This window comes from Rhizobium sp. UFLA01-1127, assembly GCF_059803845.1.
On sequence record NZ_JAUQTZ010000006.1, the window covers coordinates 30,266 to 53,882 of the forward strand.

Annotated in this window: 23 protein-coding genes; 13 read left to right on the forward strand and 10 right to left on the reverse strand. The window is 60.7% G+C overall.

Annotated elements, in window-relative coordinates; all coding sequences use genetic code 11:
- Nucleotides 1-71: 71 nt before the first annotated feature.
- The 5 genes from Q4Q11_RS02680 to Q4Q11_RS02700 all read right to left on the reverse strand — a co-directional run bounded on the left by Q4Q11_RS02680 (nt 72) and on the right by Q4Q11_RS02700 (nt 4,908).
- A complete protein-coding gene (locus Q4Q11_RS02680; protein WP_498568521.1) occupies nt 72-953 on the reverse strand; it encodes a DUF6030 family protein in 882 nt (293 codons plus the stop codon).
- A 230-nt stretch (nt 954-1,183) separates the two neighbouring features.
- The gene (locus tag Q4Q11_RS02685; RefSeq protein WP_498568522.1) at nt 1,184-1,894 is read right to left on the reverse strand and encodes a copper homeostasis protein CutC; all 711 of its coding nucleotides are present in this window, start codon (nt 1,892-1,894) and stop codon (nt 1,184-1,186) included.
- A complete protein-coding gene (locus Q4Q11_RS02690) occupies nt 1,884-2,810 on the reverse strand; it encodes an ROK family protein (protein ID WP_498568523.1) in 927 nt (308 codons plus the stop codon). The genes Q4Q11_RS02685 and Q4Q11_RS02690 overlap by 11 nt, the downstream gene beginning before the upstream one ends.
- 89 nt (nt 2,811-2,899) lie before the next feature.
- Nucleotides 2,900-4,252, reverse strand: a complete 1,353-nt coding sequence (locus tag Q4Q11_RS02695) for an ATP-binding protein (RefSeq protein WP_498568524.1) — start codon at nt 4,250-4,252, stop codon at nt 2,900-2,902.
- Complete coding sequence (locus tag Q4Q11_RS02700; RefSeq protein WP_112502719.1) at nt 4,249-4,908, reverse strand: response regulator transcription factor; 660 nt, start codon at nt 4,906-4,908, stop codon at nt 4,249-4,251. Before Q4Q11_RS02700 ends, Q4Q11_RS02695 begins: the two co-directional genes overlap by 4 nt.
- Before the next feature lie 224 nt (nt 4,909-5,132).
- Here Q4Q11_RS02700 and Q4Q11_RS02705 point away from each other — a divergent pair, with 224 nt between their 5' ends.
- The 9 genes from Q4Q11_RS02705 (at nt 5,133) to Q4Q11_RS02745 (ending at nt 14,960) form a co-directional block, all read left to right on the forward strand.
- Nucleotides 5,133-5,588, forward strand: a complete 456-nt coding sequence (locus tag Q4Q11_RS02705) for an RbsD/FucU family protein (RefSeq protein WP_112502722.1) — start codon at nt 5,133-5,135, stop codon at nt 5,586-5,588.
- 68 nt (nt 5,589-5,656) lie between these two features.
- Nucleotides 5,657-6,610 carry a sugar-binding transcriptional regulator gene (locus Q4Q11_RS02710; RefSeq protein WP_498568525.1) on the forward strand — a complete coding sequence of 318 codons (954 nt, stop codon included), beginning with the start codon at nt 5,657-5,659 and terminating at the stop codon, nt 6,608-6,610.
- A 146-nt stretch (nt 6,611-6,756) separates the two neighbouring features.
- Nucleotides 6,757-8,073: an ABC transporter substrate-binding protein gene (locus Q4Q11_RS02715; RefSeq protein WP_112502727.1), complete on the forward strand. Its 1,317-nt coding sequence runs from the start codon at nt 6,757-6,759 to the stop codon at nt 8,071-8,073.
- A 147-nt stretch (nt 8,074-8,220) separates the two neighbouring features.
- Nucleotides 8,221-9,093, forward strand: a complete 873-nt coding sequence (locus Q4Q11_RS02720) for a carbohydrate ABC transporter permease (RefSeq protein ID WP_112502729.1) — start codon at nt 8,221-8,223, stop codon at nt 9,091-9,093.
- Nucleotide 9,094: 1 nt separating this feature from the next.
- Entirely contained in the window at nt 9,095-9,937 is an 843-nt protein-coding gene (locus Q4Q11_RS02725; protein WP_112502732.1) for a carbohydrate ABC transporter permease, read from the forward strand.
- Nucleotides 9,938-9,948: 11 nt separating this feature from the next.
- Nucleotides 9,949-10,953, forward strand: a complete 1,005-nt coding sequence (locus Q4Q11_RS02730) for an ABC transporter ATP-binding protein (RefSeq protein ID WP_112502734.1) — start codon at nt 9,949-9,951, stop codon at nt 10,951-10,953.
- A gap of 147 nt (nt 10,954-11,100) precedes the next feature.
- Nucleotides 11,101-12,582 (forward strand): mannitol dehydrogenase family protein, encoded by a 1,482-nt coding sequence (locus Q4Q11_RS02735; RefSeq protein ID WP_498568526.1) that lies wholly within the window; start codon nt 11,101-11,103, stop codon nt 12,580-12,582.
- A 99-nt stretch (nt 12,583-12,681) separates the two neighbouring features.
- Nucleotides 12,682-13,356: an HAD family hydrolase gene (locus tag Q4Q11_RS02740; protein ID WP_113216506.1), complete on the forward strand. Its 675-nt coding sequence runs from the start codon at nt 12,682-12,684 to the stop codon at nt 13,354-13,356.
- Nucleotides 13,357-13,376: 20 nt separating this feature from the next.
- Nucleotides 13,377-14,960: an FGGY-family carbohydrate kinase gene (locus Q4Q11_RS02745; RefSeq protein ID WP_113216505.1), complete on the forward strand. Its 1,584-nt coding sequence runs from the start codon at nt 13,377-13,379 to the stop codon at nt 14,958-14,960.
- Between the two features lie 95 nt (nt 14,961-15,055).
- Here Q4Q11_RS02745 and Q4Q11_RS02750 read toward each other — a convergent pair whose 3' ends face one another.
- Entirely contained in the window at nt 15,056-15,907 is an 852-nt protein-coding gene (locus Q4Q11_RS02750) for a MurR/RpiR family transcriptional regulator (protein ID WP_112502745.1), read from the reverse strand.
- A 255-nt stretch (nt 15,908-16,162) separates the two neighbouring features.
- On the opposite strand from Q4Q11_RS02750, the gene Q4Q11_RS02755 reads away from it, so the two are divergent.
- The gene (locus Q4Q11_RS02755) at nt 16,163-16,888 is read left to right on the forward strand and encodes a sulfate transporter family protein (protein ID WP_498568527.1); all 726 of its coding nucleotides are present in this window, start codon (nt 16,163-16,165) and stop codon (nt 16,886-16,888) included.
- Here the strand turns inward: Q4Q11_RS02755 and nth are convergent.
- Complete coding sequence (gene nth / locus Q4Q11_RS02760; RefSeq protein WP_498568528.1) at nt 16,885-17,664, reverse strand: endonuclease III; 780 nt, start codon at nt 17,662-17,664, stop codon at nt 16,885-16,887. The genes Q4Q11_RS02755 and nth overlap by 4 nt on opposite strands.
- A 22-nt stretch (nt 17,665-17,686) precedes the next feature.
- On the opposite strand from nth, the gene Q4Q11_RS02765 reads away from it, so the two are divergent.
- Entirely contained in the window at nt 17,687-18,190 is a 504-nt protein-coding gene (locus tag Q4Q11_RS02765) for a DUF2244 domain-containing protein (protein ID WP_113216552.1), read from the forward strand.
- A gap of 111 nt (nt 18,191-18,301) precedes the next feature.
- Nucleotides 18,302-19,174, forward strand: a complete 873-nt coding sequence (locus tag Q4Q11_RS02770; RefSeq protein ID WP_498568529.1) for a methylated-DNA--[protein]-cysteine S-methyltransferase — start codon at nt 18,302-18,304, stop codon at nt 19,172-19,174.
- A 110-nt stretch (nt 19,175-19,284) separates the two neighbouring features.
- On the opposite strand, the gene Q4Q11_RS02775 is transcribed toward Q4Q11_RS02770, so the two are convergent.
- Entirely contained in the window at nt 19,285-20,274 is a 990-nt protein-coding gene (locus Q4Q11_RS02775; RefSeq protein WP_498568530.1) for a sugar-binding transcriptional regulator, read from the reverse strand.
- Nucleotides 20,275-20,775: 501 nt separating this feature from the next.
- Between Q4Q11_RS02775 and tal the strand changes: the two genes are divergently transcribed.
- A complete protein-coding gene (gene tal / locus Q4Q11_RS02780) occupies nt 20,776-21,741 on the forward strand; it encodes a transaldolase (RefSeq protein ID WP_498568531.1) in 966 nt (321 codons plus the stop codon).
- A 153-nt stretch (nt 21,742-21,894) separates the two neighbouring features.
- Here the strand turns inward: tal and Q4Q11_RS02785 are convergent, their stop codons facing one another.
- On the reverse strand, nt 21,895-22,731 hold the full coding sequence (locus Q4Q11_RS02785) for an amidohydrolase family protein (RefSeq protein WP_498568532.1): 837 nt from the start codon (nt 22,729-22,731) through the stop codon (nt 21,895-21,897).
- Nucleotides 22,732-22,796: 65 nt separating this feature from the next.
- A complete protein-coding gene (locus tag Q4Q11_RS02790) occupies nt 22,797-23,588 on the reverse strand; it encodes an IclR family transcriptional regulator (RefSeq protein WP_498568533.1) in 792 nt (263 codons plus the stop codon).
- Between the last annotated feature and the right edge of the window lie 29 nt (nt 23,589-23,617).

Sequence of the window (23,617 nt, forward strand, 5' to 3'; positions counted from 1 at the left end):
AGTGCTTTCTTACTGGTTGTATTCGTAACATACACCATGAAAGAGCGGCAAATACGTGCATGCCCCGAGATCTAATTGGTCGAGGAGGGCGAGGGCAATGTCCAGCGCGCCTTGTCGAAGACGATCGCGGTTCGGAGCTGCTCCGGCGACGTTCTCCGCAATTCCAGCTGCAGGTTGAAATTGTTGTTGCTCTGGAACTCCTTGAAAAAAGCAAGCTTGGCGCCGAAGGCTTGCAGCGTCACGTCCTGCAGCTTGCCGATCGCTTCGAGTGCGGCCTGAAAGTCCAGCCAATGGGTCTCGTTCAGCAACAGGACGACAGTGTCGACGAAGGTGCCGGCAATGGCTTTTCCCTCGTCATTGTCGGGCATGATGACCTTGATGCGGATGGCATCGATTTCGCCTGACGGTTTGCCCCTGGCGATGATGAAGAAGGAAGCCGCCTTGGGATCGCCATAGGCACCCTTCTGAACGGCATAGCTGCACTCCGAAGTGCCGGCGCCCAGCTCGCTCTGCCGCCATTCGCCCACGGACAGGCCGAAATTTTGGAGATCGGCGCAAAGCGTCTGGCCCGTTATCCGCCAGCTTCGCACGAAGGCGCTCAGCAGCGCGTCGACAGGCTCGTCCAGCAGATGGGATTTCTTTGCGGCTGGTGGTCTGGCGACAGCCGCCGGTTTCACCCGATCGCGTCTGGGAGTTTCGGCCGGCGCTGCCAGCGCTGCACTCCGAGGCGCCGCCGCCTGTGCGGGCTGCTGTTCCGGCGCGGGCTTCGGCGGCGAAGATGCCGCCTGTTGCTGCGGGGCGGGGAGCAGATCGAGCCGATAGCGGCTATCCAGCGCCCGCAGATTGCGCATGTCGTTGGCTAGGAGCGCGGTTGTCAGGATGATCAAGCCGATGACAACAGCCGCAATCCAGAAGACAGCCCTGCTTTTTTTGCGAGGTGGTGCCACCGACATGATTCAGATCACAGCTACTCCCGAGGAAACTTGCTCTGCTGCAATAACTGTATGTTGCGCAGCCAGTTCATGGCTACAGCATATGCGTTTATGAAGGATTGATCATTCTAATGTTTCTTTGTCAATTCATGACGTTGCTCAAAGCGCATCATGATCTTTCAAACTCGCTTGCTGCGTTTCAGTCCCGAGCCTCCTGATGTCGCCTGCCTATAAAGTCCGCCCGGGATGTGTCAGGCGAAATACGCCTTGAGCGCCCTGACGGTTGCGGCATCCGTGCGGCGGACCGATGGCGTTGAGAAGCCGAGGGCGATGACGCGCTCATCCGTTTCGGAGGTGGTTGCCGAGCAGGACGCGTGGATCTCGCTGATATCAAGCCGCGGCCATAGCTGGCCGACCGTTGCCAGCGTCACGCCGGAGCCGGGCATGATGGAAATCCGGCCGGCGGCAGCGGCAATTGCCCGTTCGAGCATGGTGACGCCCTCTGCCGCGGTCTTTGCACCGCCGGAGGTAAGGACGCGCTCGAAGCCAAGGGATATGGCCATGCCGACGGCTTCCTCGACGTCAGGTACAAGGTCGAAGGCGCGATGCAGGGTCATGCCGAGACCGTCGGCATGAGCAGTCAGGGTGGCAAGCGTGTCGAAATCCAATCTTCCATCCGGCAGGGATGCTCCGAGCACGACGCCCGGCAGCTCGGCGGCGCGGGCCGCGTCGATATCGGATTTCATGACCTCAAGCTCTTCGGCGGAATAGACGAAGCCGCCGGCGCGCGGGCGGATGATGGCATAGGCGGGAACCGGCATCTTCGCTGCGGCCGCCATCAGCCCCGCACTCGGGGTCAGCCCGCCAAGCGGGAGTGCGCTGCACAGTTCTATGCGATCACCGCCGCCCTCGACGGCGGCCTTGAGGCCGGCAATATCCTCGACGCAGACTTCAAGCAGCATGGCTGCGTTCCGCGGCATATTGCAATCCGAGCAGGGCGGCGCCGATGAGGCCAGGTTCCAGCTTGCACACGCTGGGCACGACGAGCGGCCTGCCGAATTTGCGCAGGATGCGGGCGCGTACCGCCTCGTCCAGCCTTGCAAGGAGCTGTTCGACGTTGGAAAGGCCACCGCCGACCGGCACGATGGTCGCGCCCGTTATGTTGATCGTCAGGGCGAGCGGCGAGGCGACCAGATCGACCATGACCTCGATCGTTCGTTCCGCGCGGCTTTCACCTTTGAGCCACTCGTCGATGATCTCTTCGCTGGAAAGTTCCAGGCCGTGAAGCGTCTTGTGCAGCCGTTCGATGCCGCGGGCGCCACCGACGGTATCGACACAGCCCTTTTGGCCGCAGCCGCAGGGATAGGCGGGAATGGCGACGGGTGGATTGCCGGCGAAGGAGGCGATGATAGGGCCATGGCCCCATTCCCCGGCAAAGCCGCCGGCGGCATTGACCAGCCGGCCGTCCGCGACGAGGCCGCCGCCGACGCCCGTACCGAGAATGGCGCCGAAGACGATGCGATGGCCGCGGCCGGCGCCGGACATGGCCTCGGCCATGGCGAAGCAATCGGCGTCGTTGGCAATCAGTACGGGGGAGCCGAGTTCCGCTTCCAGATCGGCGGCAAGGCGCCGGCCGTGAATGCAGGGAATATTGGCGCAGGTGAGCGCCTGCGTATCAGGATCGACGACACCGGCGATGGAGAAGGAGAGGCAATCCGGCTTATCCCCCGCTTCGGCAATCACCTCGCGCAGGACAGCGACGAACTCGGCGAAATCGAGCCTTGGCGTCGGGCGCCGCGCCAGCGGAACGATATCCGTCAAGGTGCGGGCGATCCCGCCTTTGATGGCGCTGCCGCCGATGTCGAAGGAAACGATCATGAATACCGACCTGCTGGAAACATTGCGGCCTTGCTCGCACCCTTTGCCGGTCTTTGCAAGATCAATCCTTGCCGGGGATGGAACGGCGGTCAACCCGATGGCAGGGTAATTCTGGCTTCGAAACCGTCAGTCCTTCCGGTGGCCGGCGACAGAAAGTCGATTTGTCCGCCGATCTGCCCGACGATGCGTTCGACGATCGAGAGCCCGAGGCCGGAGCCCGCGGCTTTGGTCTTGCCGCGCCAGAAGCGCTTCTTGAGGCCGGCGAGTTCATCCTTGGAAAGCACGGTGCCGCCGTTGGTGACGCGAACGACACCGTCTTCGACGCTGACGGTCACCTCGTCGTCGGCCGGACCGTGGATCAGCGCATTTTCGATGAGGTTGCGCATGACGATGGCGAAAGCGTCGATATCGATGTTTCGGACCAGTTTCTTCGTCGTTTCGTTTTCCAGCAGGACGCGTCCGGCTGTGCCGGTGTCGCGATCATAATCGCCTATGACGGTTTCGATGACAGCTATCAGGTCGGCAGGCTTGTCCCCGGCGCCTATGCCGGCTTGCGCGCGGGAGAGCTGCAGCAGCTTTTCCGACAGGCGGCTAAGATTAGAGAGCGATGCCTCGATGCGGCCGGCGCGTTCCGTCAGTTGTCCCTGCGGCAGCTCGGCGATCAGCCGCTGGGTCTGGGCAAGCGCGCCTGCAATCGGAGTGCGCAGCTCGTGGGCGCTGTTGGCGGTGAACTCGCGTTCGGCCTCCAGAGCGAGGCGCAGGCGCTCGAGCAGCAGGTTGACGGAGCGGGCGATCGGCTGCAGCTCGAGCGGCAGCGTTTCGCTTTCGAGCGGCACCATGTTGCCGCCGTCCTTGGTTGCGATCTGCGACCGCAGACGGTCGATGGGCCGCAGGGATCGGCCGACGATGATGCCGATGGCGACGATACTGGCAGGGATGAGGGCAAGCAGCGGCCAGAGCAGGGCAACGCCGCTTTCGCGCGATGCTTCGCGGCGGTTCTTGAAGGCATCGGCGACGTGCAGGAAGATCGTGCCGTCCGCCGAGGATTCCGTGTAGATCCGGTAGCGCGGCGTATTGTGGAAGCCGATCTTCAGCGGCACCTCATAGGCTGTTGCCGGGGCATCGTGGGAATGCAGGATGACCTTGCCGTTTCCGTCGAGCACCTGATAGGTCAGATATTCGCGGTTCAGCCCCTTGTTGAGCTCCTCGAGACTTTGCGGATCGCCCGAAGGGCTACGGTTGGCGAGATCGTCGAGCACCAGGGGCATCAGCCGTTCGGCGGTTTCCTGCAACGCGCCGTCAAAGGTCTCGGCGAGCTCCTTGTTGACCACATGGACGCCGATCCCGACGGCAATCAGCCAGAAGACGACGACGGTGCCAGTAAGCGCGGTGATCAGGCGGCGGGTGATGCTGGAACGGCTGGGTTCCCTGCGCTCGGTCATCGCTCACCCAGGCAATAGCCGACGCCACGGGCCGTTCGGATGCGATCCCTACCGATCTTCTTGCGCAGGCGGCTGACATAGACCTCTACCGTATTGCTCTCGATCTCCGAACCGAAGGCATAGAGCGCTTCCTCAATCTTGTCCTTCGATACGATCGCGCCCGGCCGCACGATCAAAAGATCGAGCACGGCCCATTCGCGGCCGGTCAGAATCACATCCTTGCCCGCCAGCCGGACGCGGCGCTGCGGCTGATCGATTTCGAGATCGGCAAAGCGGAGGGTCGGCTGCGGGCTGCCGGCATAGCGTCGGGCGACCGCAAGGATACGAGCCGTGAGTTCGCCGAGATTGAAAGGCTTGACGAGGTAGTCGTCTGCGCCGCTGTTCAGACCCTCGATGCGGTCGGAAATCTGGTCGCGCGCCGTCAGGATGATCACGGGCGTTTCGTCGGGCTTGCGGCGCAGGCGCTTGAGGAAATCGATGCCGCTACCGTCCGGGAGCTGCAGGTCCAACAGGATGAGGCCATACTGCACGGCGCTGGTGACCTCCTCGGCATCGATCAGATTCTTGACCCAATCGACGGCATGGGGACCGGTCGCAATGTGGTCGCGGACCGCGCTGCCGATCGTATCGTCATCCTCTATCAGAAGAATGCGCACCTGCACCTCTCAACCATTGAACGCGCTTCAGTTAATGCCGACGAACCTATCGGGTCAATAACGGCTGAAATAAGCCGTGCGTGGATGCACAGTTCCTGTCCTGCTCGTCTGCCGAAAACGTTCCCGGCGCCTATGGACAGACGCGAACGCGGTGGTTACTTGTTTGCGCGGAGAACGAAGCGGCCTCAGGATGGCCGTCACACGTCATTGGAGGATGCTCGATCATGCTGAAGGGAATTTCGCCGCTTTTGAACGCGGATGTGCTCTATGCGCTGAAGTCCATGGGACATGGCGACATGCTCGCCGTCGTCGATACGAATTTCCCTGCAGAATCGGTGGCAAGCCAGACCGTCCTGGGCGAGCTGCTGCGCATCGATAACGTGTCGTCTGCCGATGCAGTCGCGGCAATCCTGTCTCTGATGCCGCTCGATACCTTTGTCGATGATGCGGCGGCGCGCATGGAAGTGGTCGGCGCGCCGGATGAGGTGCCGCAGGTGCAGCGTGAAGTCCAGGCCGTGATCGACAAGGCCGAGGGCAAGCATTGGCCGCTGGCGCCGGTCGAGCGCTTTGCCTTCTACGAGCGTGCCAAGGATGCCTTTTGCGTGATTCAGACCGGCGAGCGTCGCTTCTACGGTTGTTTCACCTTGACCAAGGGCGTCATCCCGCCAGAGACTGAGTGATCCGGCCGGCGTATCCGGGCTCCGGACACCGTATCGGGGAACGGGTGCTGTTTCGATGAAGGAATGCGATGGCGAAGAAGCTGGATTCCCAAGGGCGGCTGGATGATGCGGCGCGGGCCGGATGGCTCTATTATGTCGCTGGTCGCACGCAGGATGAGATCGCCGTCGCGATGGGAATATCCCGCCAGTCAGCGCAGAGGCTGGTGTCGCTCGCCGTCGCCGAACGGCTGATCAAGGTCCGGCTGGATCATCCGATCGCGGTCTGCATGGAATATGCGTCGGAGCTCAAGAAAAAGTTCAATCTGCGGCATGTCGATATCGTGCCGAGCGATCCGGACAGCACATCCTCCACCATCGGCATTGCCGAAGCGGGTGCTGCCGAAATCGAGCGCTGGCTGCGTCGCAGCGACCCAATCGTGCTGGCGATCGGCACGGGCCGCACGCTGAAGGCTGCGGTCGATCAGCTGCCAGCCATCGAATGTCTGCAGCACCGTGTGGTGTCGCTGACAGGCAATATCGGCCCGGACGGTTCCGCCGCCTACTACAACGTCATCTTCAGTATGGCCGACGTCATCAAGGCGCGGCATTTTCCGATGCCGCTGCCTGTGCTCGTATCTTCCGCGGAGGAGCGCGAGCTGCTGCATGCGCAGGCGCTGGTGCGCTCGACGCTCGATATCAGCGCGCAGGCCGACGTGACCTTCGTCGGCATCGGCGAGATGGGCGTGGAGGCGCCGCTCTGCCTCGACGGCTTCCTTGAGAGGGACGAGATGCTGGCGCTGATGAAGCGCGGTGCTGCGGGCGAGATCTGCGGCTGGATTTTCGATGGTGGCGGCAAACTCATGCCCGACGATGTCAACGAGCGCGTCGCAAGCGCTCCCTTGCCGTCGCGCGATGCCTCTTCCGTCATCGGAATCGCCAAGGGAAGACGCAAATTCGAGGCAATCAAGGCGGCCGTCATCGGCCGTCAAATCAATGGTTTGATCACTGACGAGGCAGCTGCCGAGTTTTTGCTCAAGGATTGAGCAAAAAATTTAATCCGTAAAAACAAAATGATAGGCTGTCTGCTCGGCAATGCAGCAACGAATTCGCATTGACATTTTGTCACAAGGTGTGAGTAATTGCCCATGAGCAAAGCGAATGCTCATTTTTAGTCTTCTGGGAGGAAGATATGAAATTGAAAACTTTACTGCTGAGCGCCTGCTCGGCGCTGATGTTTGCCGGCCTGGCGTCTGCCGAAACCCTGACGATTGCAACCGTCAACAATGGCGACATGGTCCGCATGCAGAAGCTGACGGACGATTTCAAAGCCAAGAACCCCGGTATCGACCTGCAGTGGGTCACGCTTGAAGAAAACGTATTGCGCCAGAAGGTTACGACCGACATCGCCACCAAGGCAGGCCAGTACGACGTGCTGACCATCGGCACCTATGAAGTGCCGATCTGGAGCAAGCTCGGCTGGCTTGCCTCGCTCGACAAGCTTTCCGCCGACAAGGACTATGACGTGAATGACCTTCTCCCGGCCATTCGCAGCGGTCTGACGACCGACGGCAAGCTCTATGCGGCACCGTTCTACGGCGAAAGCTCGATGGTGATGTACCGCAAGGACCTGTTCGACAAGGCCGGCCTGAAGATGCCGGACGCGCCGACCTGGGACTTCGTTGCCGATGCGGCCCGCAAGATCACCGACAAGGATCATGAAGTCTACGGCATCTGCCTTCGCGGCAAGGCGGGCTGGGGCGAGAACATGGCGTTCCTGACGGCGATGTCGAATTCGTTCGGCGCCCGCTGGTTCGACGAGAAGTGGAAGGCACAGTTCGACCAGCCGGAATGGAAGGACACGCTCGACTTCTACGTCAAGCTGATGAAGGATGCCGGCCCTCCGGGTGCCTCCTCCAACGGCTTTAACGAAAACCTGGCTCTGTTCCAGTCCGGCAAGTGCGGAATGTGGATCGATGCGACGGTCGCAGCGTCCTTCGTCTCCGATCCGAAGGAATCGAAGGTTGCCGACAAGGTCGGCTTCGCTCTGGCTCCGGACAAGGGTCTCGGCAAGCGCGGCAACTGGCTCTGGGCATGGAACCTTGCCATCCCCGCTTCGTCGAAGAAGATGGAAGCCGCGGAGAAGTTCATCTCCTGGGCAACCAGCAAGGAATACACCAACCTGGTCGCGCAGAAGGAAGGCTGGCTGAACGCACCTCCCGGCACCCGCACGTCGCTCTATGCGAATCCGGACTACCAGAAGGCAGCTCCCTTCGCAAAGATGACGCTCGACTCGATCAACTCGGCTGATCCGACCCATCCGACCGTGAAGCCGGTTCCCTATGTCGGCGTCCAGTTCGTCGCCATCCCCGAGTTCCAGGGCATCGGCACGGCTGTCGGCCAGCAGTTCTCGGCTGCCCTTGCCGGCCAGATCTCGGTCGATCAGGCTCTGAAGGCAGCACAGCAGCTGACCGAACGCGAAATGAAGAAGGCCGGCTATCCGAAGTAAGCGCTTTTGAAACTAAGGAAAGCATTGCCTCCTCTCGATCATTGCTTTCCCCTAGGCCGCCGAGCGCCGAATTGCCCTTGGCGGCCCTTTTCGTTTCAGCCGGTCCACGGCCACCTCTTCCTTCTCCAAGATAGGTCGGTACTTGCCATGGCAACGTTGCACACCCGTTCCACCGCACGCGTCATGATGGCGCCTTCGGTCCTGCTTCTCTTTGCGTGGATGATCGTCCCGCTCGTGATGACGATCTATTTCTCGACGCTCAACTACAATCTGCTCAATCCCGGCACGCATGATTTCATCGGCTGGCTCAACTACGAATATTTCATCAGCGATCCGGCCTTTCTGAGCTCGCTGATCGTGACGCTTTTGCTTGTCGGCGGCGCGCTGCTGATCACTGTCATCGGCGGCATCGCGCTGGCGCTCCTTCTTGATCAGCCGATCTTCGGCCAGGGTATCGTGCGCATGCTGGTGCTTGCGCCCTTCTTCGTGATGCCGACGGTCGCCGCCCTCATCTGGAAGCATATGTTCATGAATCCCGTGAACGGGCTTCTGGCACATCTCTTCCGGTTCTTCGGGCTCGATCCGCTGACCTGGCTGGAGACGGTTCCGCTCTTGTCGATCATCATCATCGTTGCTTGGCAATGGCTGCCTTTCGCAACGCTCATCCTGCTGACGGCCCTGCAGTCACTGGACGAGGAGCAGAAGGAGGCCGCCGAGATGGATGGCGCCGGCCCGGTTTCGAAGTTTATCTACATCATCCTGCCGCATCTGGCGCGCGCCATCACCGTCGTGATCCTGATCGAGACGATTTTCATGCTGTCGGCCTTCGCCGAGATCCTCGTCACCACCAATGGCGGACCGGGCACGGCGACGACCAACCTCACTTATCTCGTCTATTCGCAGATCGTTCTGTCGCAGGACGTCGGCGGCGCATCGGCGGGCGGTATCATCGCCGTCATCCTCGCCAATATCGTCGCGATCTTCCTGATGCGCGCAGTCGGCAAGAACCTGGAGGCTTGAGATGGCACGCAAAGTCACCACGCAACGCAAGATCGTCGTATCGATCGCCGCCTGGATCGTGGCAATCCTCATCTTCTTCCCGATCCTGTGGACGATCCTGACGAGCTTCAAGACAGAGGGCGATGCGATCGCCTCGCCGCCGCAGTTCCTCTTCTTCCACTGGACGCTGCAGAATTATTTCGAGGTGCAGTCGCGCTCGGACTATTTCCTCCACTTCGGCAACTCGGTCATCATCGCCTTCGGTTCGACCATTCTCGGTCTGCTCGTTGCGGTGCCCGCCGCCTGGGCCATGGCATTTTCGCCGACCAAGCGGACCAAGGACGTGCTGATGTGGATGCTGTCGACGAAGATGATGCCGCCGGTCGGCGCCTTCATCCCGATCTACCTGCTGTTCCAGAGCTTCGGCCTCCTGAACAACCAGTTCGCCAGCCGGGTGGGCATGGTCATCGTACTGATGCTCATCAACCTGCCAATCATCGTCTGGATGCTCTACACCTACTTCAAGGAAATCCCCGGCGAGATCCTCGAAGCAGCCCGTATGGACGGTGCGACGCTGGCAAAGGAGATCATCTACGTCCTGACGCCGATGGCGATCCCCGGCCTTGCCTCGACGATGCTGCTCAATATCATTCTCGCCTGGAACGAAGCCTTCTGGACGCTCAACCTTTCGGCGGTAGACGCCGCACCGCTGAGCACCTTCATCGCCTCCTATTCCAGCCCGGAGGGCCTGTTCTATGCCAAGCTCTCGGCGGCATCGACCATGGCGATCGCTCCGATCCTGGTCCTCGGCTGGTTCAGCCAAAAACAACTCGTTCGCGGCCTGACCTTCGGCGCGGTTAAGTAAGGAAGAGAAACATGGGTAGCATTGTTCTCAAACAGGTTTCCAAGGTCTTCGGCGAAGCCAAGGTCATCCCTTCCATCGACCTCGAGATCGACAATGGCGAGTTCGTCGTGTTCGTCGGCCCGTCCGGCTGCGGCAAGTCCACGCTGCTGCGTCTGATCGCCGGCCTCGAAGACGTCTCCGGCGGCCAGATCATGATCGACGGCAAGGACGGCACCAATCTGAAGCCGTCCGAACGCGGCCTTGCCATGGTCTTCCAGTCCTATGCGCTCTATCCGCATATGAGCGTTCGCAAGAACATCGCCTTTCCGCTCAAGATGGCGAACATGCCGCAGGCGGAGATCGACAAGAAGGTCGCGGATGCCGCGCGCGTTCTGAACCTCACCGATTATCTGGAGCGCAAGCCGCGCCAGCTTTCCGGCGGCCAGCGCCAGCGCGTCGCCATCGGACGCGCCATCGTGCGCCAGCCGGCGGCTTTCCTCTTCGACGAGCCCCTGTCGAACCTCGATGCCGCGCTGCGCGTCAACATGCGCCTCGAGATCAGCGAACTGCATCAGCAGCTCAAGACGACGATGATCTATGTGACGCACGATCAGGTCGAGGCCATGACCATGGCCGACAAGATCGTCGTGCTCAACCGCGGCAATATCGAACAGGTCGGCTCGCCGCTGGAGCTCTATCGCAACCCGCGTAACCTCTTCGTCGCCGGCTTCATCGGCTCGCCGAAGATGAATTTCGTCAAGGGCGCCTATGCACAGACCCTCAGCGCCGACACGATCGGCGTGCGGCCCGAGCATGTGCTGCTGTCGACCACCGCCGGCGACTGGCAGGGCAAGGTGCTCGTCGCCGAGCATCTCGGTTCCGACACCTTCCTGCATATCGACGTCGAGGGAATCGGCACGGTGACGGCACGCGGTTCAGGCGATTTCCCGGCCCGGGCCGGCGATACCGTCTACCTGACGCCGGACAAGACGCATATTCACCGGTTCAACGCCGAAGGGCTGGCGATCTCAGCCTAAGGCGCCAAAGGCCGTACGCGATCACCGCGCACGGCCAATTGCATTTCCGCCGGTCCGCATCCATCGATCGCAGCGGACAGGCAAGCGTACCAGCCGGCGCGGCCCCCAGCCGCCCGGAGCCAGCGACCTTTCAGAAGGACCAGAGACATGACGTGCAAATTATCGCTCGCAACTCTCCAGCAGGCGGCGGCTAAGGCGGCCATTCCCGCCTATGACCGGAAGTCGCTTTCGGCTGGTATCGTGCATTTCGGTGTCGGCAATTTCCATCGCGCCCATCAGGCTGTCTATCTCGACGATCTCTTCAATGCCGGTGAGGCGCATGATTGGGCAATCATCGGCGCCGGCGTGCTGCCGTCCGATGCAGCCATGCGGGAGAAGCTGGCCGCCCAGGACTTCCTGACGACCGTTGTCGAGCAGGACAACAACCGCACGGCTGCGCGTGTCACCGCGCCCATGATCGACATCCTGCCGGTCGGCGACGCCAGGGCGATCATTGCCAAGCTAGCTGACCCGACAATCCGCATCGTCTCGATGACGATTACCGAGGGCGGCTACTTCATCGACGCTTCGGGTAAGTTTAATCCCGCTCATCCGGCGATCGTTGCCGACGGGCAGAATCCGAATGCGCCGAAGACCGTGTTCGGCCTGATCGTGGCCGGCCTCAAGGCGCGCCGCGCCGCCGGCCTGCAGCCTTTCACCGTCATGTCTTGCGACAACATCCCCCATAATGGCGGCGTCACCAAAGCCGCCGTTGTCGGTACGGCAAAGCTTTCCGATCCGGCCTTTGCCGATTGGATTGCCGCGAACGTCGCCTTTCCGAATGGCATGGTCGACCGCATCACGCCGGCAACGGGTGCGCGCGAAATCGACTTGCTCAAAGAAGCTTTAGATATCGAAGACAACTGGCCCGTCTATTGCGAAGAGTTCAAGCAGTGGGTGCTGGAGGACAATTTCCCCGCCGGCCGGCCCGCGCTGGAAAAAGTCGGCGTGACCTTCGTGCCAGACGTGACGCCCTATGAACACATGAAGATCCGCATTCTCAACGGCGGCCATGCGGCGATTGCCTATCCGGCGGCGCTGATGGATATCCATTTCGTGCACGAAGCCATGGAGAAGCCGCTGATCCGCGCTTTCCTCGCCAAGCTCGAAAACGATGAGATCATTCCCGTCATCCCGCCGGTGCCGAACACGGTTCTGGCCGATTACTTCAAGCTGATCGAGCGGCGTTTCTCCAATCCGAAGATCGCCGACACCATTCCGCGCCTGGCGCAGGACGGCTCCAACCGTCAGCCGAAATTCATCCTGCCGTCCACGGCCGACCGTCTCCGCCGTGGCGAGGATATCGTCGGCCTCGCGCTCGTTTCGGCGCTCTGGTGCCGCTACTTCGCCGGCAAGAGCGACAGCGGCAAGGACATCGTCTTCAACGATGCCAGCGCCGATCGGCTGCACGAAGCGGCCATCAAGGCGAAGGATGATCCGAATGCCTTCCTGGTATTCGACGATATCTTCGGTGATGTCGCCAAATCCGATCTCTTCCGCAAGCGCTTCGCGCATGCACTGAAAACGCTGTGGGAAAAGGGTACCCGCGTCACCCTGCAGCTATATTTGGACAACAAACTCGCGGAATAATTTTCAAACGGCCGGACTTCTCCTGTTCCGGCCGTTTTCCATTGCCGCCCCCGGCAATCGGGCAGGCGGCACAACAACAGAATTCAGGTTGGATCCGGGATGACAGGTGCGGGAACAGGGCTCGTAATCTTCGACTGCGACGGCGTGCTCGTGGACAGCGAACCGCTGTCGGTCAGCGTCCTCATCCAGGCGATGCACGATGTCGGCGTCGAGATGAGCGAGGAGGATGTCTACAGCCGTTTTCTCGGCAAGAGCCTGGCGACGCTTGTCGATACGATGCAGACCGAATTCGACGTCTTCATCGATCAGGCATTTCTCGATCGCATCCGCAACGATCTCTATGAGCGCTTCAAGCATGAATTGAAGCCGATCGACGGCATTGCCGCGACGCTGGATGCGCTTTCGCTGCCGCGCTGCGTCGCCTCGTCGAGTCAGCTGGAGCGTATCCGCCTTTCGCTTGGCGTGGCAGGCCTTCTGGACAGGCTGGAGCCGAATATCTTCAGCGCCAGCATGGTCAAGCGCGGCAAGCCTGCGCCGGATCTTTTCCTTTACGCGGCTGAAAAAATGGGCATTCCGCCAAAGGATTGCATCGTCGTGGAAGATAGTCCGGCAGGGATTACGGCTGCGCGCGCGGCCGGCATGACGGTCTTTGCCTTCACCGGCGGTTCGCATGCGCATTCGCCGAGTTATCGAGCTGAGCTGGAGCAGCTTTCACCGGAAGTCGTGTTTGACGCGATGCCGGAATTGATACAACTTGTCCGCAACAAGAGATAAGTGGTCGGGACCTCCTTTGCATGCGTGATCACGTGGTTGCGGTCGATATCGGCACAGGCAGCGCGCGCGCCGGTGTCTTCACGGCGAGCGGCTCACTGCTGGGCAAAAGCGAACATCCGATCCTGATGAACCGCCCGCGTGAAAACCACGCCGAGCATGATTCCGAAGATATCTGGGCGGCCGTCTGCGCCGCCGTTCGCAAGGCTGTGAAAGCGTCGGGCACCGGTGCCTCCTTCATCGGTGCCATCGGTTTCGATGCGACCTGCTCGCTGGTCGTGCGCGATCGCGATGGTCGTCAGCTCACCGTTTCCACAGGCGGCGAGAAGAGGTTCGACACCATCGTCTGGCTCGATCATCGGGCGCTCGCCGAAGCGGACTATTGCACCGCGACGAAGCATGAAGTTCTGTCCTATTCCGGCGAATTCATGTCGCCGGAAATGGAAATGCCGAAGCTGATGTGGCTGAAGGAAAACCTGCCGGAAAGCTGGGCCGAGGCCGGCTATTTCTTCGATCTCGCCGATTTCATGACCTGGAAGGCGACGGGTTCGCTTGCCCGGTCTCGCTCGACGCTGGTCGCGAAATGGAACTACCTTGCTCATCGCCAGCCGGGCTGGCAGGCGGATTTTCTCAATGTGATCGGCCTCGGCGACCTGAGGGAGCGCGGCGGTCTGCCCGACGGGAGCGTGCCGGTCGGAAAGAGCATCGGGACGCTGACGGCCGAGGCGGCGGAAGCTCTCGGGCTCGACCGCGCCTGCCATGTCGGTGCGGGCATGATCGACGCTTATGCCGGGGCGCTTGGTGCGCTAGCCGGCCATGCGGGCGATGCCGCCGCATTGGAGCATCAGCTGGCGCTGATTGCCGGAACCTCGAGCTGTGTCGTATCCTTCGCGCGCGAGCGCAAGCGCAGCACCGGCATGTGGGGGCCTTATTACGAAGCCGTCCTGCCGGGCATGTGGCTGGCAGAGGCGGGGCAATCGGCAACCGGCGCGCTACTCGACCATATCGTCAGCATGCATGCGGCCGGCGGCCCTCCGACGGCAGCGTTGCATGACCGCATCGTCCAGCGGATCGCCGAGCTCAGGCTTGGCGAGGGTGATGTCCTTGGTGGCCGCATTCATGTGCTGCCCGATTTTCACGGCAATCGCTCGCCGCTTGCCGATCCGCATGCGCTGGGTGTGATCAGCGGCATGACGCTGGACGCGTCCTTCGATGGCCTTTGCCGGCTCTACTGGCGTACCAGCGTCGGCATCGCGCTCGGCATCCGCCATATCCTGGAGCGGATGCGCGATTACGGCTATATGCCCGACACGCTGCACGTCGCCGGCGGCCATGTGAAGAATTCGGTGCTCATGGAGCTCTATTCCGACGTGACCGGCTGCAAGGTCGTCATTCCGAAGATGAACGAGACGGTGCTTCTCGGCACGGCGGTTGCCGCTTCCGTCGCCTGTGGGCTCCACGACAGCCTGGGAGCTGCCGGCGCCGCCATGTATCCGGGCGGATATGAACGGCTGCCGAATGCCGAAAAGAAAGGGCTCTACGATCGCGACTACCGGCGGTTCCTCGCCATGTACCGGCATCGCGCAGAACTCGATGCCATGGAATAGGCCATCTGAAACGCGTCGCGATCTTTCGGATTCGCTTTTCGCGCTTTGCGCATGTCGTTGGCGCAAAACCGCTGTGCACTTTTACGCGAGATGCCCTACCGAAGCGGGGCGTGCGCGAACATGCCCTGAAGCTCTTCGATGCGACGAGTTCTGATCTCCGCCGCTTCCCCGGCAGCCTGAATGACGCCTGACGCCAGATATTCCAGCAGCGACATCAGCGCCGCGAGATTTTCGCGGCTGTTGGCTCGCTGCGGCGGCAGAGACAGCGTGATGTTGGCAAATTCGTGCGCCCATTCGGTAAATTGACCGGTTACCAGCAATACTTTGCATCCAGCCCGGCGCGCGGAGCGCGCCAGCAAACGCGAGGAGACGAAGCTCGGCGAATCGATAATCACGAGCAGGCCGTCTTCGGATGGCTCACCGAACAGCTCGATATAGCTGCCATTGACGCCGTCGAGGAACAGGACCTGATCACGCGCAAAAGTCAGTCGGTCGCGGAAATGGCGTCCGATACCCGCAAGGCCGGGCTGGGCTGCTATAAAGACATGGCTGGACGAAAGGATCGCCGCCACCGCCTCCCGCCACTGCGATTGACCGGCTAGGTTGTAGATATGCTGCAGCATTTCAACCTGTTCGGCAATCTGCGTTGCAAGCGGCTGGCCTTCGCTCGCGTCTTTCTGAAGCCGCTCAAGAATGTTGGGCAGGTGCGACGTAACCGGGGATACGTTCTCTTTAAGATGAACCTTGATCCCATCCAGGCCATGATAGCCAAGGGAGCGCAGGAAACGCCCTACGGTCATCGGGCTCAGTTCCAGCCTGTCGGCAACGGAAGAAGCCGTTTCGAATGGCAGTTCATTCAGGTGTTCGGAGAAATACTTAGCAATTCTTCGTTCGGCTGGTGTGCCGATCTTGATATATTGTCTAAGTTTCTGGCTAAGGTCTTCCAAATCATATGCCTCACTGACGGTCTTTTTGATGTTCAGCCCGCACCAATTGCTGAGGCAACCGGGGGTGCAAATCTCATGTGGCCGTCGATCTTGTTTTTGTTGTTATTGTTACCGTGCGCGCAGAATATATTATTCTAGACTATATTACAATAATCCAAATTTTTAATTGAGTTTATTCATATGCCTTACGCGAGATATTGATATCGATGCAACCGTTTCCTAGGTGTTCCATTGCCACCGAAAGAGGTCGACCGAATGATTGTCCTTGCTGCACGCCTTTCCTTTGCCAATCTCTTTGCGCCGGAGACACGCAAGGTTTTCTGGAAGGTTCTGGGCCTGACATTGCTGGCGCTTGTCGCGCTTTGGTTCGCGTTGCGCGGCGTGTTCAATTCCTTCGTCCTGCCCTGGCTGCAAAGCTTCATGCCGGCCTCACCGGACTGGACGGGCTGGCTTACGCTTTTTCTTGCCATTTTCGCGGGTATTGCGCTGGCTTTGGCAATGGCTTTGCTCATCTCGCCGGTGACAGCGCTGATTGCAGGCCTCTTTCTCGACGATGTTGCTAAGGTTGTAGAAAAACGCGATTATCCCGGCGATGCGCCTGGGACCGCCATGCCAATCGCCGCGGCCATGAGAAGTTCACTGCGGTTTCTCGGTGTCGTCATCGTCGGCAATATCGTGGCGCTGGTCCTGCTGTTCATTCCGGGCGTTAATCTCGTCGCCTTCTTTCTGGTGAACGGCTATCTGCTCGGACGGGAATTCTTCGAATTCGCCGCCATGCGTTTTCGCTCGCCGGACGACGCACGGCAGTTCCGCGTCAAGCACGCCCTCACGGTCTTTCTGGCCGGCCTCGTGATCGCCGCTTTCCTCGCCATCCCGCTTCTCAATCTGCTGACGCCGCTGTTTGCCGCTGGGCTGATGGTGCATCTGCACAAGCTGATCTCGCACAGGGAAACAAGCCTGCGGGCAACAAGACGGGCTTAGCCTGTCGCTTCCGCCCCGACGGTCTGGGGCGGCAGTTCGACCAGAGGGGCTGGAACGTCGCAGGTCTTTTCCGGCGAGCGACAGAGGTCGGCAATGACGCAGCGCTCGCATTCCGGCTTGCGCGCCTTGCAGACATAGCGGCCATGCAGGATCAGCCAGTGGTGGGCATGGTAGAGATACTGATCGGGAATGATCTTCATCAGCCGCTGTTCGACCTCATCAGGCGTCTTGCCGGGGGCGAGCAGCAGCCGATTGGCGATGCGGAAGATATGCGTGTCGACGGCCATCGTCGCCTGGCCGAAAGCCATGGAAAGCACCACGTTCGCGGTCTTTCGGCCGACGCCGGGCAGGGTCACCAGTTCCTCGCGGGTGCGCGGCACCTCGCTGCCGAAATCGGTGATCAGCCTTTCCGACAAGGCCACCACGTTCTTCGCCTTGTTGCGGTAAAGGCCGATCGTCTTGATATATTCGCGGATGCGCGCCTCGCCGAGATCGAGCATTTTCTGTGGCGTGTCGGCGACGGCGAAGAGGGCGCGGGTCGCCTTGTTGACGCCGGCATCGGTCGCCTGGGCAGACAGCGCCACCGCGACGACGAGCGTGAAGGGGTTGACGTGCTCCAGTTCGCCCTTCGGTTCTGGCCGCTGGACGGAGAAGCGGCGGAAGATCTCTTCCAGGTCCGCCTTGGAATAGAGGCTCTTTCCCGCCGGCTTGCGGCCTGCGGCCGCATTTGACTTTTTCGCGGTTCGGGCGCTGGATTTGATCTTGGGATTTGCCATGAACGACCTATACTCAAGTCCTATGACGGAACGCAACGCCGATAAGGCTGCAGACGGCAACAGGCCGGTTTTTGCCGCCGAATTGTTTCCCCATCGCTCGCTCGGACGAAAGGGGTACAAGATCATGCTGGCCTTGGCCGGCAGTTTTTGCCTCTTCTACAGCATCATTTTCGTCACGCGCGGCGCCTGGCCGATCGGCATCTTCTTAGGCGCCGATTTCTTCCTGCTCTACGGCGCCTTCCGGCTGAATTATCGTTCGGGGCGCGTGCGCGAAGAGGTGACGGTATCGCGCACCAATGTGTCCGTCCGCAAGTTCTCGCCGACGGGCCGTATGGTGGAACATGATTTCAATCCGTTCTGGACGCGGTTCCTCGTTCGCCGCCACCGCGAGATCGGTGTCGTCTCCATGCATGTCCGCGACAGAAGCCACGACACCGATGTCGGTTCCTTCCTCAATCCGGAGGATCGCGAGAGCTTCGCCAAGGCCTTCAAACGTGCGTTGGCGACCGTCACGCAGAGGATTTGAGCGGGCGGATCGACATGGGCCAATCACATTTTCGCAGAGAGACCACTTGCGCAAGAAACGGGTGGTTTTAGCCCTCTTGCCGTGGTTTTCTCCTTTCCAAGGAGAAAGATCATGAATGCGATTGCACAGCTGAAGAAAGACATCACCCCGGAAGGTCAGGATTACGAGACGGTGCGTGAAGTCATCGAACTCATCACCGAGGAATATCGCGACCAGCCGTCGCTGGAGATGCTGGCCGAAAGGCTCGGCCAATCGCCGACCCAGCTGCAGAAGACGTTTACACGCTGGGCCGGGCTGTCGCCCAAGGCCTTCCTGCAGGCGGTCACGCTCGATCATGCCAAGCGTCTGCTGCGCAAGGAGGATCTGCCGTTGCTGGAGACCTCGTTGGAGGTCGGCCTTTCCGGTCCGAGCCGGCTGCACGACCTTTTCGTAACGCATGAGGCAATGTCGCCCGGCGAATGGAAGGCAAGGGGCAGCGGTCTGGTGATGCGCTACGCGTTTCACATCTCCCCCTTCGGCCTCGCCCTGATCATGGTCACCGATCGTGGTCTTGCTGGCCTCGCCTTCAGTGATCCCGGCAATGAGGAAGCCTGCCTGGCTGACATGACCTGCCGCTGGCCGAATGCGCAATTCATCGAGGATCCGCATGCGACGGCACCTTATGCGGCGCGCATCTTCGAGCGTTCGAACTGGTCGAGCGACCAGCCGTTGCGGGTTGTGCTGATCGGCTCGGATTTCCAGCTTCGCGTCTGGGAAAGCCTGTTGAAGATCCCGATGGGCCGGGCGGTGACCTATTCCGACATCGCCAGGGATATCGGACAGCCGACGGCAATGCGGGCCGTGGGGGCGGCCGTCGGACGCAATCCAATCTCTTTTGTTGTGCCCTGCCACCGGGCGCTCGGCAAGAACGGCCAACTCACGGGTTATCACTGGGGGCTGACGCGCAAGCGCGCGATGCTCGGATGGGAAGCGGGGGATGCTTGAGGGGGTATTGCGATAGGATTTGAGTCTCTGGAGAGTGCACCCCCTCTGTCACCAAGTGACAGAGGGGGTGCGAACTTTCGACGCGCTCGGAGCTGACGGCCGAAGCGCTCTCAAGCCGCCTTCGCGATCGCCATCTGCAGCAGCGCCTTCGCAGCACTTTCATCCGTGATCAGCGTGTTGCAGCCGATGCGCTTGATGGTGGCGCTGATTGCCTGGGCGCGGTGGGCGCCGCCGGAGGAGATGACGATGTGCTTTGCCTTTTTCAGCGTTTCGAGATCGACGGACATTACGCGCTTGTTGATGGGGTGATCGACGGAGTTGCCCTCGGCATCGAGAAAGTTGAACATGGTGTCGCAGACGCAGCCCATTTCGATCAGTTCTTCCAGCTCCCGCTTCGAGATGAAACCCTCCGACAGCGAGGTCGATTGCGGGCCGATATCGCCGCAGCTGACAATCGCAAGATCGAGGTTTTCCGCCAGCCGGTAGATGGCTTCCAGCCCGCATTTCTCGATGAGATTGCGCTTGGTCTCGACGGAGTCGACGAGAAGCGGTGCAAGGAACATATAGCATTCCGCGCCCAGCTGGCTTGCCAGGCGCCAGGTGTAGTCGATCGGGTTGGTCTGGTGGACGGCGACGATGCCGCCGAGCAGGGAGACCACCTTGCAATTGTCGCGGCGGGTTGGGCGGAAGCTTGCAAGCGACGCCGTCATCGTACGGCCCCAGCCGACGCCGATGGTGGAATTGTCGTGGATGGCTTCCGTCAGGAACTGGCCGAGCGCCAGGCCGACGCTCTTTGCCTGAGCGTTCACATTGCCGCCGGCCGGCTCGGGAACGACGATCGCCTCGTCGAGGCCAAATGTACGTTCGAGCTTGATCGCAAGCTCCACGCAATCGTCGATGCCTTCCGTGATCCAGATCTGCACTTCGGCGCGGCGCATGGCCTCGTCGAGCAGGCGGATGACCGTGGTGCGGCTGATGCCGAGCTGCTCGGCAACGTCCTTCTGCGTCAGGCCCTGGTTATAATAGAGCCATGCGGCGCGAAGCCTCAGAGACGAGGTCTCCGAATAGGCGGTATGGGTTCCGCGTCTCAGTTTGACCACAGGTCCTCCGACAAGATTGCCGCTTGCGCCGTTCAACGTCATGATCCGCCATGGATGCGAGAGGGCACCGTGGCGGACGACGGGAGCAAGCGAGATCGGCTCTTCTGCTGCCGATATTCTATGACATGAAACTTATGTCAATCGAATTGCACAAATGTCCTTGACTTTTCCGTGCGAGATTGCTGATAGTCGGTGGTGAGGAATTCGGTCTTGTCCAATCGAGGAGGACAATGTGCAGATGCTGTTCCGAGCAAGTGCCAGGCCGGTCAGGGGGCCATATAGGGCGCCCCGTGCCGGTAAAAAGCCAGTTTTCGGAACGTCGTCTCCTCGTCGCTCGGCCGTTCACCGGAAATGGAACTTTCGCGCTTTTTATCCCGTTACCGAAACATAGGAGAAGGAAGGCTGCACACTTGACGCCTTCAAGTCCCGTCCGACGAAAAGACCGGCTCTGCTGCCCGATATCTCCATCCAAACGAGCCTCATTCAACAAGGATACCTGTTATGACTTCCAAGCTTGATCAACTCCGTGCCATGACGACGGTCGTGGCCGATACCGGCGATATCGAGGCAGTCGCTCGCCTGAAGCCGGTGGATTGCACCACCAACCCGACCATCGTGCTGAAGGCGCTCGGCACGCCGATGTTCGCCGATGCGATCAAGGAAGCCGTTGGCTGGGGCAAGAAGCAGGGCGGCACGTCGGAAGCGATCGCCGCAGCCGTCGGCGACCGTCTGGCGATCTCCGTCGGTGCCGCTCTTTCCGGCCTCGTCCCCGGCCGTGTTTCGACCGAGGTCGATGCCGACCTCTCGTTCGACACCGAAGCTTCGATCGCCAAGGCGCGCGCCATCATTGCCGCCTACAAGGAGCGCGGCATCGAGCGTGACCGCATCCTGATCAAGCTCGCTTCCACCTGGGAAGGCATCCGTGCGGCCGAAGTGCTGCAGAAGGAAGGCATCGACTGCAATCTGACGCTGCTCTTCAGCAAGGCTCAGGCCATCGCCTGCGCCGACGCCAAGGTGTTTCTGATCTCGCCCTTCGTCGGCCGCATCCTCGACTGGTACAAGAAGTCGAGCGGCAAGGACTACACGGCTGAGGAAGATCCGGGCGTCATCTCGGTGCGCGACATCTACCACTACTACAAGTCCAACGACATCAAGACCATCGTCATGGGCGCTTCCTTCCGCAACACCGGCGAAATTGAGGCGCTGGCCGGATGCGACCGTCTGACGATCAGCCCGAACCTGCTCGACGAGCTTTCCAAGGACGAAGGCAAGCTGGAGCGCAAGCTCTCGCCGGAAGACAAGGGCGCCGCCGGCAAGATCGCCGTGGACGAGAAGACCTTCCGCTGGATGATGAACGAAGATGCGATGGCAACCGAGAAGCTCTCCGAAGGCATCCGCGCCTTCGCCAAGGACCTCGGCACGCTGCGCGCCATGGTCGGCAAGGAACTGCAGCTCGCTGCTGCTTGAAGGTGACCGGCCTTCTCTCCATTAAGGGGAGCTATGATTTGAGAGGGGCGCCGCAGGGATGCGGCGCCTTTTTTGTTTGAGGCCGGACTTCGCGTGCGCCGCAGTTAGACGGCGGCGGGGCGGGGTATGGCCTTGATAAAAATGCGTCCGGTCTCAGAGAGACCAAAGACGCTTTGCATTAAGGTGATAAAGCCGATCGCGTTCGTCGGAACTGACACCGTGCATCAGGGCATGGGTGGCGGCGACCCAGGTGGAGAGATTGCCGCCAAACGTGCAGACCGGCCAATCGCTGCCCCATATGACGCGATCCCAGCCGAAGCTCGCGATGCAATGTTCGACGAACGGGCGCAGCGTTTGCGGCGACCAGTTTTCCGGATCCGCATAGGCGACGACGCCGGAAATCTTCGCGATGACATTCGGGCGTTTCGCAACGTCCTTGATGCCGGATGCCCAGCTTTCGCTCAATCCATCCTTCACCGCCGGCACGCCGCAATGGTCGAGGATGAAGCGGATGTTGGGATTGAGGTCGATCAGCGCGATCGCCTTGGAGATCTGATGCGGCAGGACGCAGAGATCGAAGGTGAGGCGGGTATCGGCGAGCCGTTTCAGGTTTTCGCGGAAGAGGACACCCTCCGAGATATCATCCGGTACGACATGCAGCACGCGGCGGAAGCCCTTGACGAAGGGGTCGGCAAGTGCGCGTTCGAGATAGGCAGGGAAGTGCGTGCTTTCTGGGCGGCAGGCGGCGATGGCGCCGCGCAGCAGGCTGCCGGGTTCGCGGCTCAGGCCTTTGATGTAGTCGGTTTCCCGCTCGATATCGTCTTCGGCGACATCGACCTCCATATGAAGCGCGTCGGTGATCCCCAGGCGTTTGGCTTCCCGTGCGTAGTCTTGGTAAAGGCTGTCGCGATCGAGGGCGCCGGCGTCGGCCAGCCAGGGATAGGCGAGGCGTTTCCGGTCGACGATATGCAAATGGCTGTCGAAAAGCATGGTTTTCCTCCCATACCTGCTTGCTCAATATATGCTCACATAAGAATAGTTTATTCAAATGGAAATTATAGCTCGGCTTTTTCGACCGTGCCGGCCACGGTCTCCGAGATCCGCTTTGCCGCCTCCCGCACATATTCCACCACCTGCTCACGCGTCGGCGCCTTTGCGTTCACGGGCTCGATATAGGGACAGGTCAGCGCCGCAAGCGCATTGCCGTCCATCGCCAGCACCGGGGCGGAAATATTGTGCACGCCGCTCGTCTGCAGGCTGCTCATGGTCTCGAAGCCCTTCTCACGGATCGCCAGCAGCTTTTCCTCGAGATCGGCCGGCGGTTCTTCGGTGTCCTGCTCCTGACGTCTCTGCTCGTTGATCATCATCTGGCGCTGCTTTGCATCCCGGAATGCCAGGAGAATGTGCCCCGAGCCGGTGTTATAGAGATTGAGCTGGGCGCCGACGCGGATCGAGATGCCCCAATAGGTCGGCGAATCCTGCTGGGCGATGACAACGACGGAGCCGCGATCGTATATCGCCAGATGACAGGCCTGTTCGGCGCGGTTGGAGAATTCGCGCATTAGCGGCGTTGCGAAGGAGACAAGGCGGCGCACCGGCGCATGATAATGCGCAAGCCCGAAGAGCTTCAGCGTCAGATAAAAGCGGTCGCCATCCTGCCGCTGCACATAGCCGCGCCGCACGAGGCGATCGAGCATGCGGTAGAATTCGTTGGGGCTCTTGTTGAGCGCCTTGGCGATTTCCGCCTGCGTCAGGCCGCCGTCGATCGTCGCCAGCAATTCGAGAATGTCGAGTCCCTTATCCAAGGCAGGCGCGCGGTAGCGATCACTGTCGTCTTCTATGCTCATGTAACAAGCCCTCACGCGATGATGTGCGA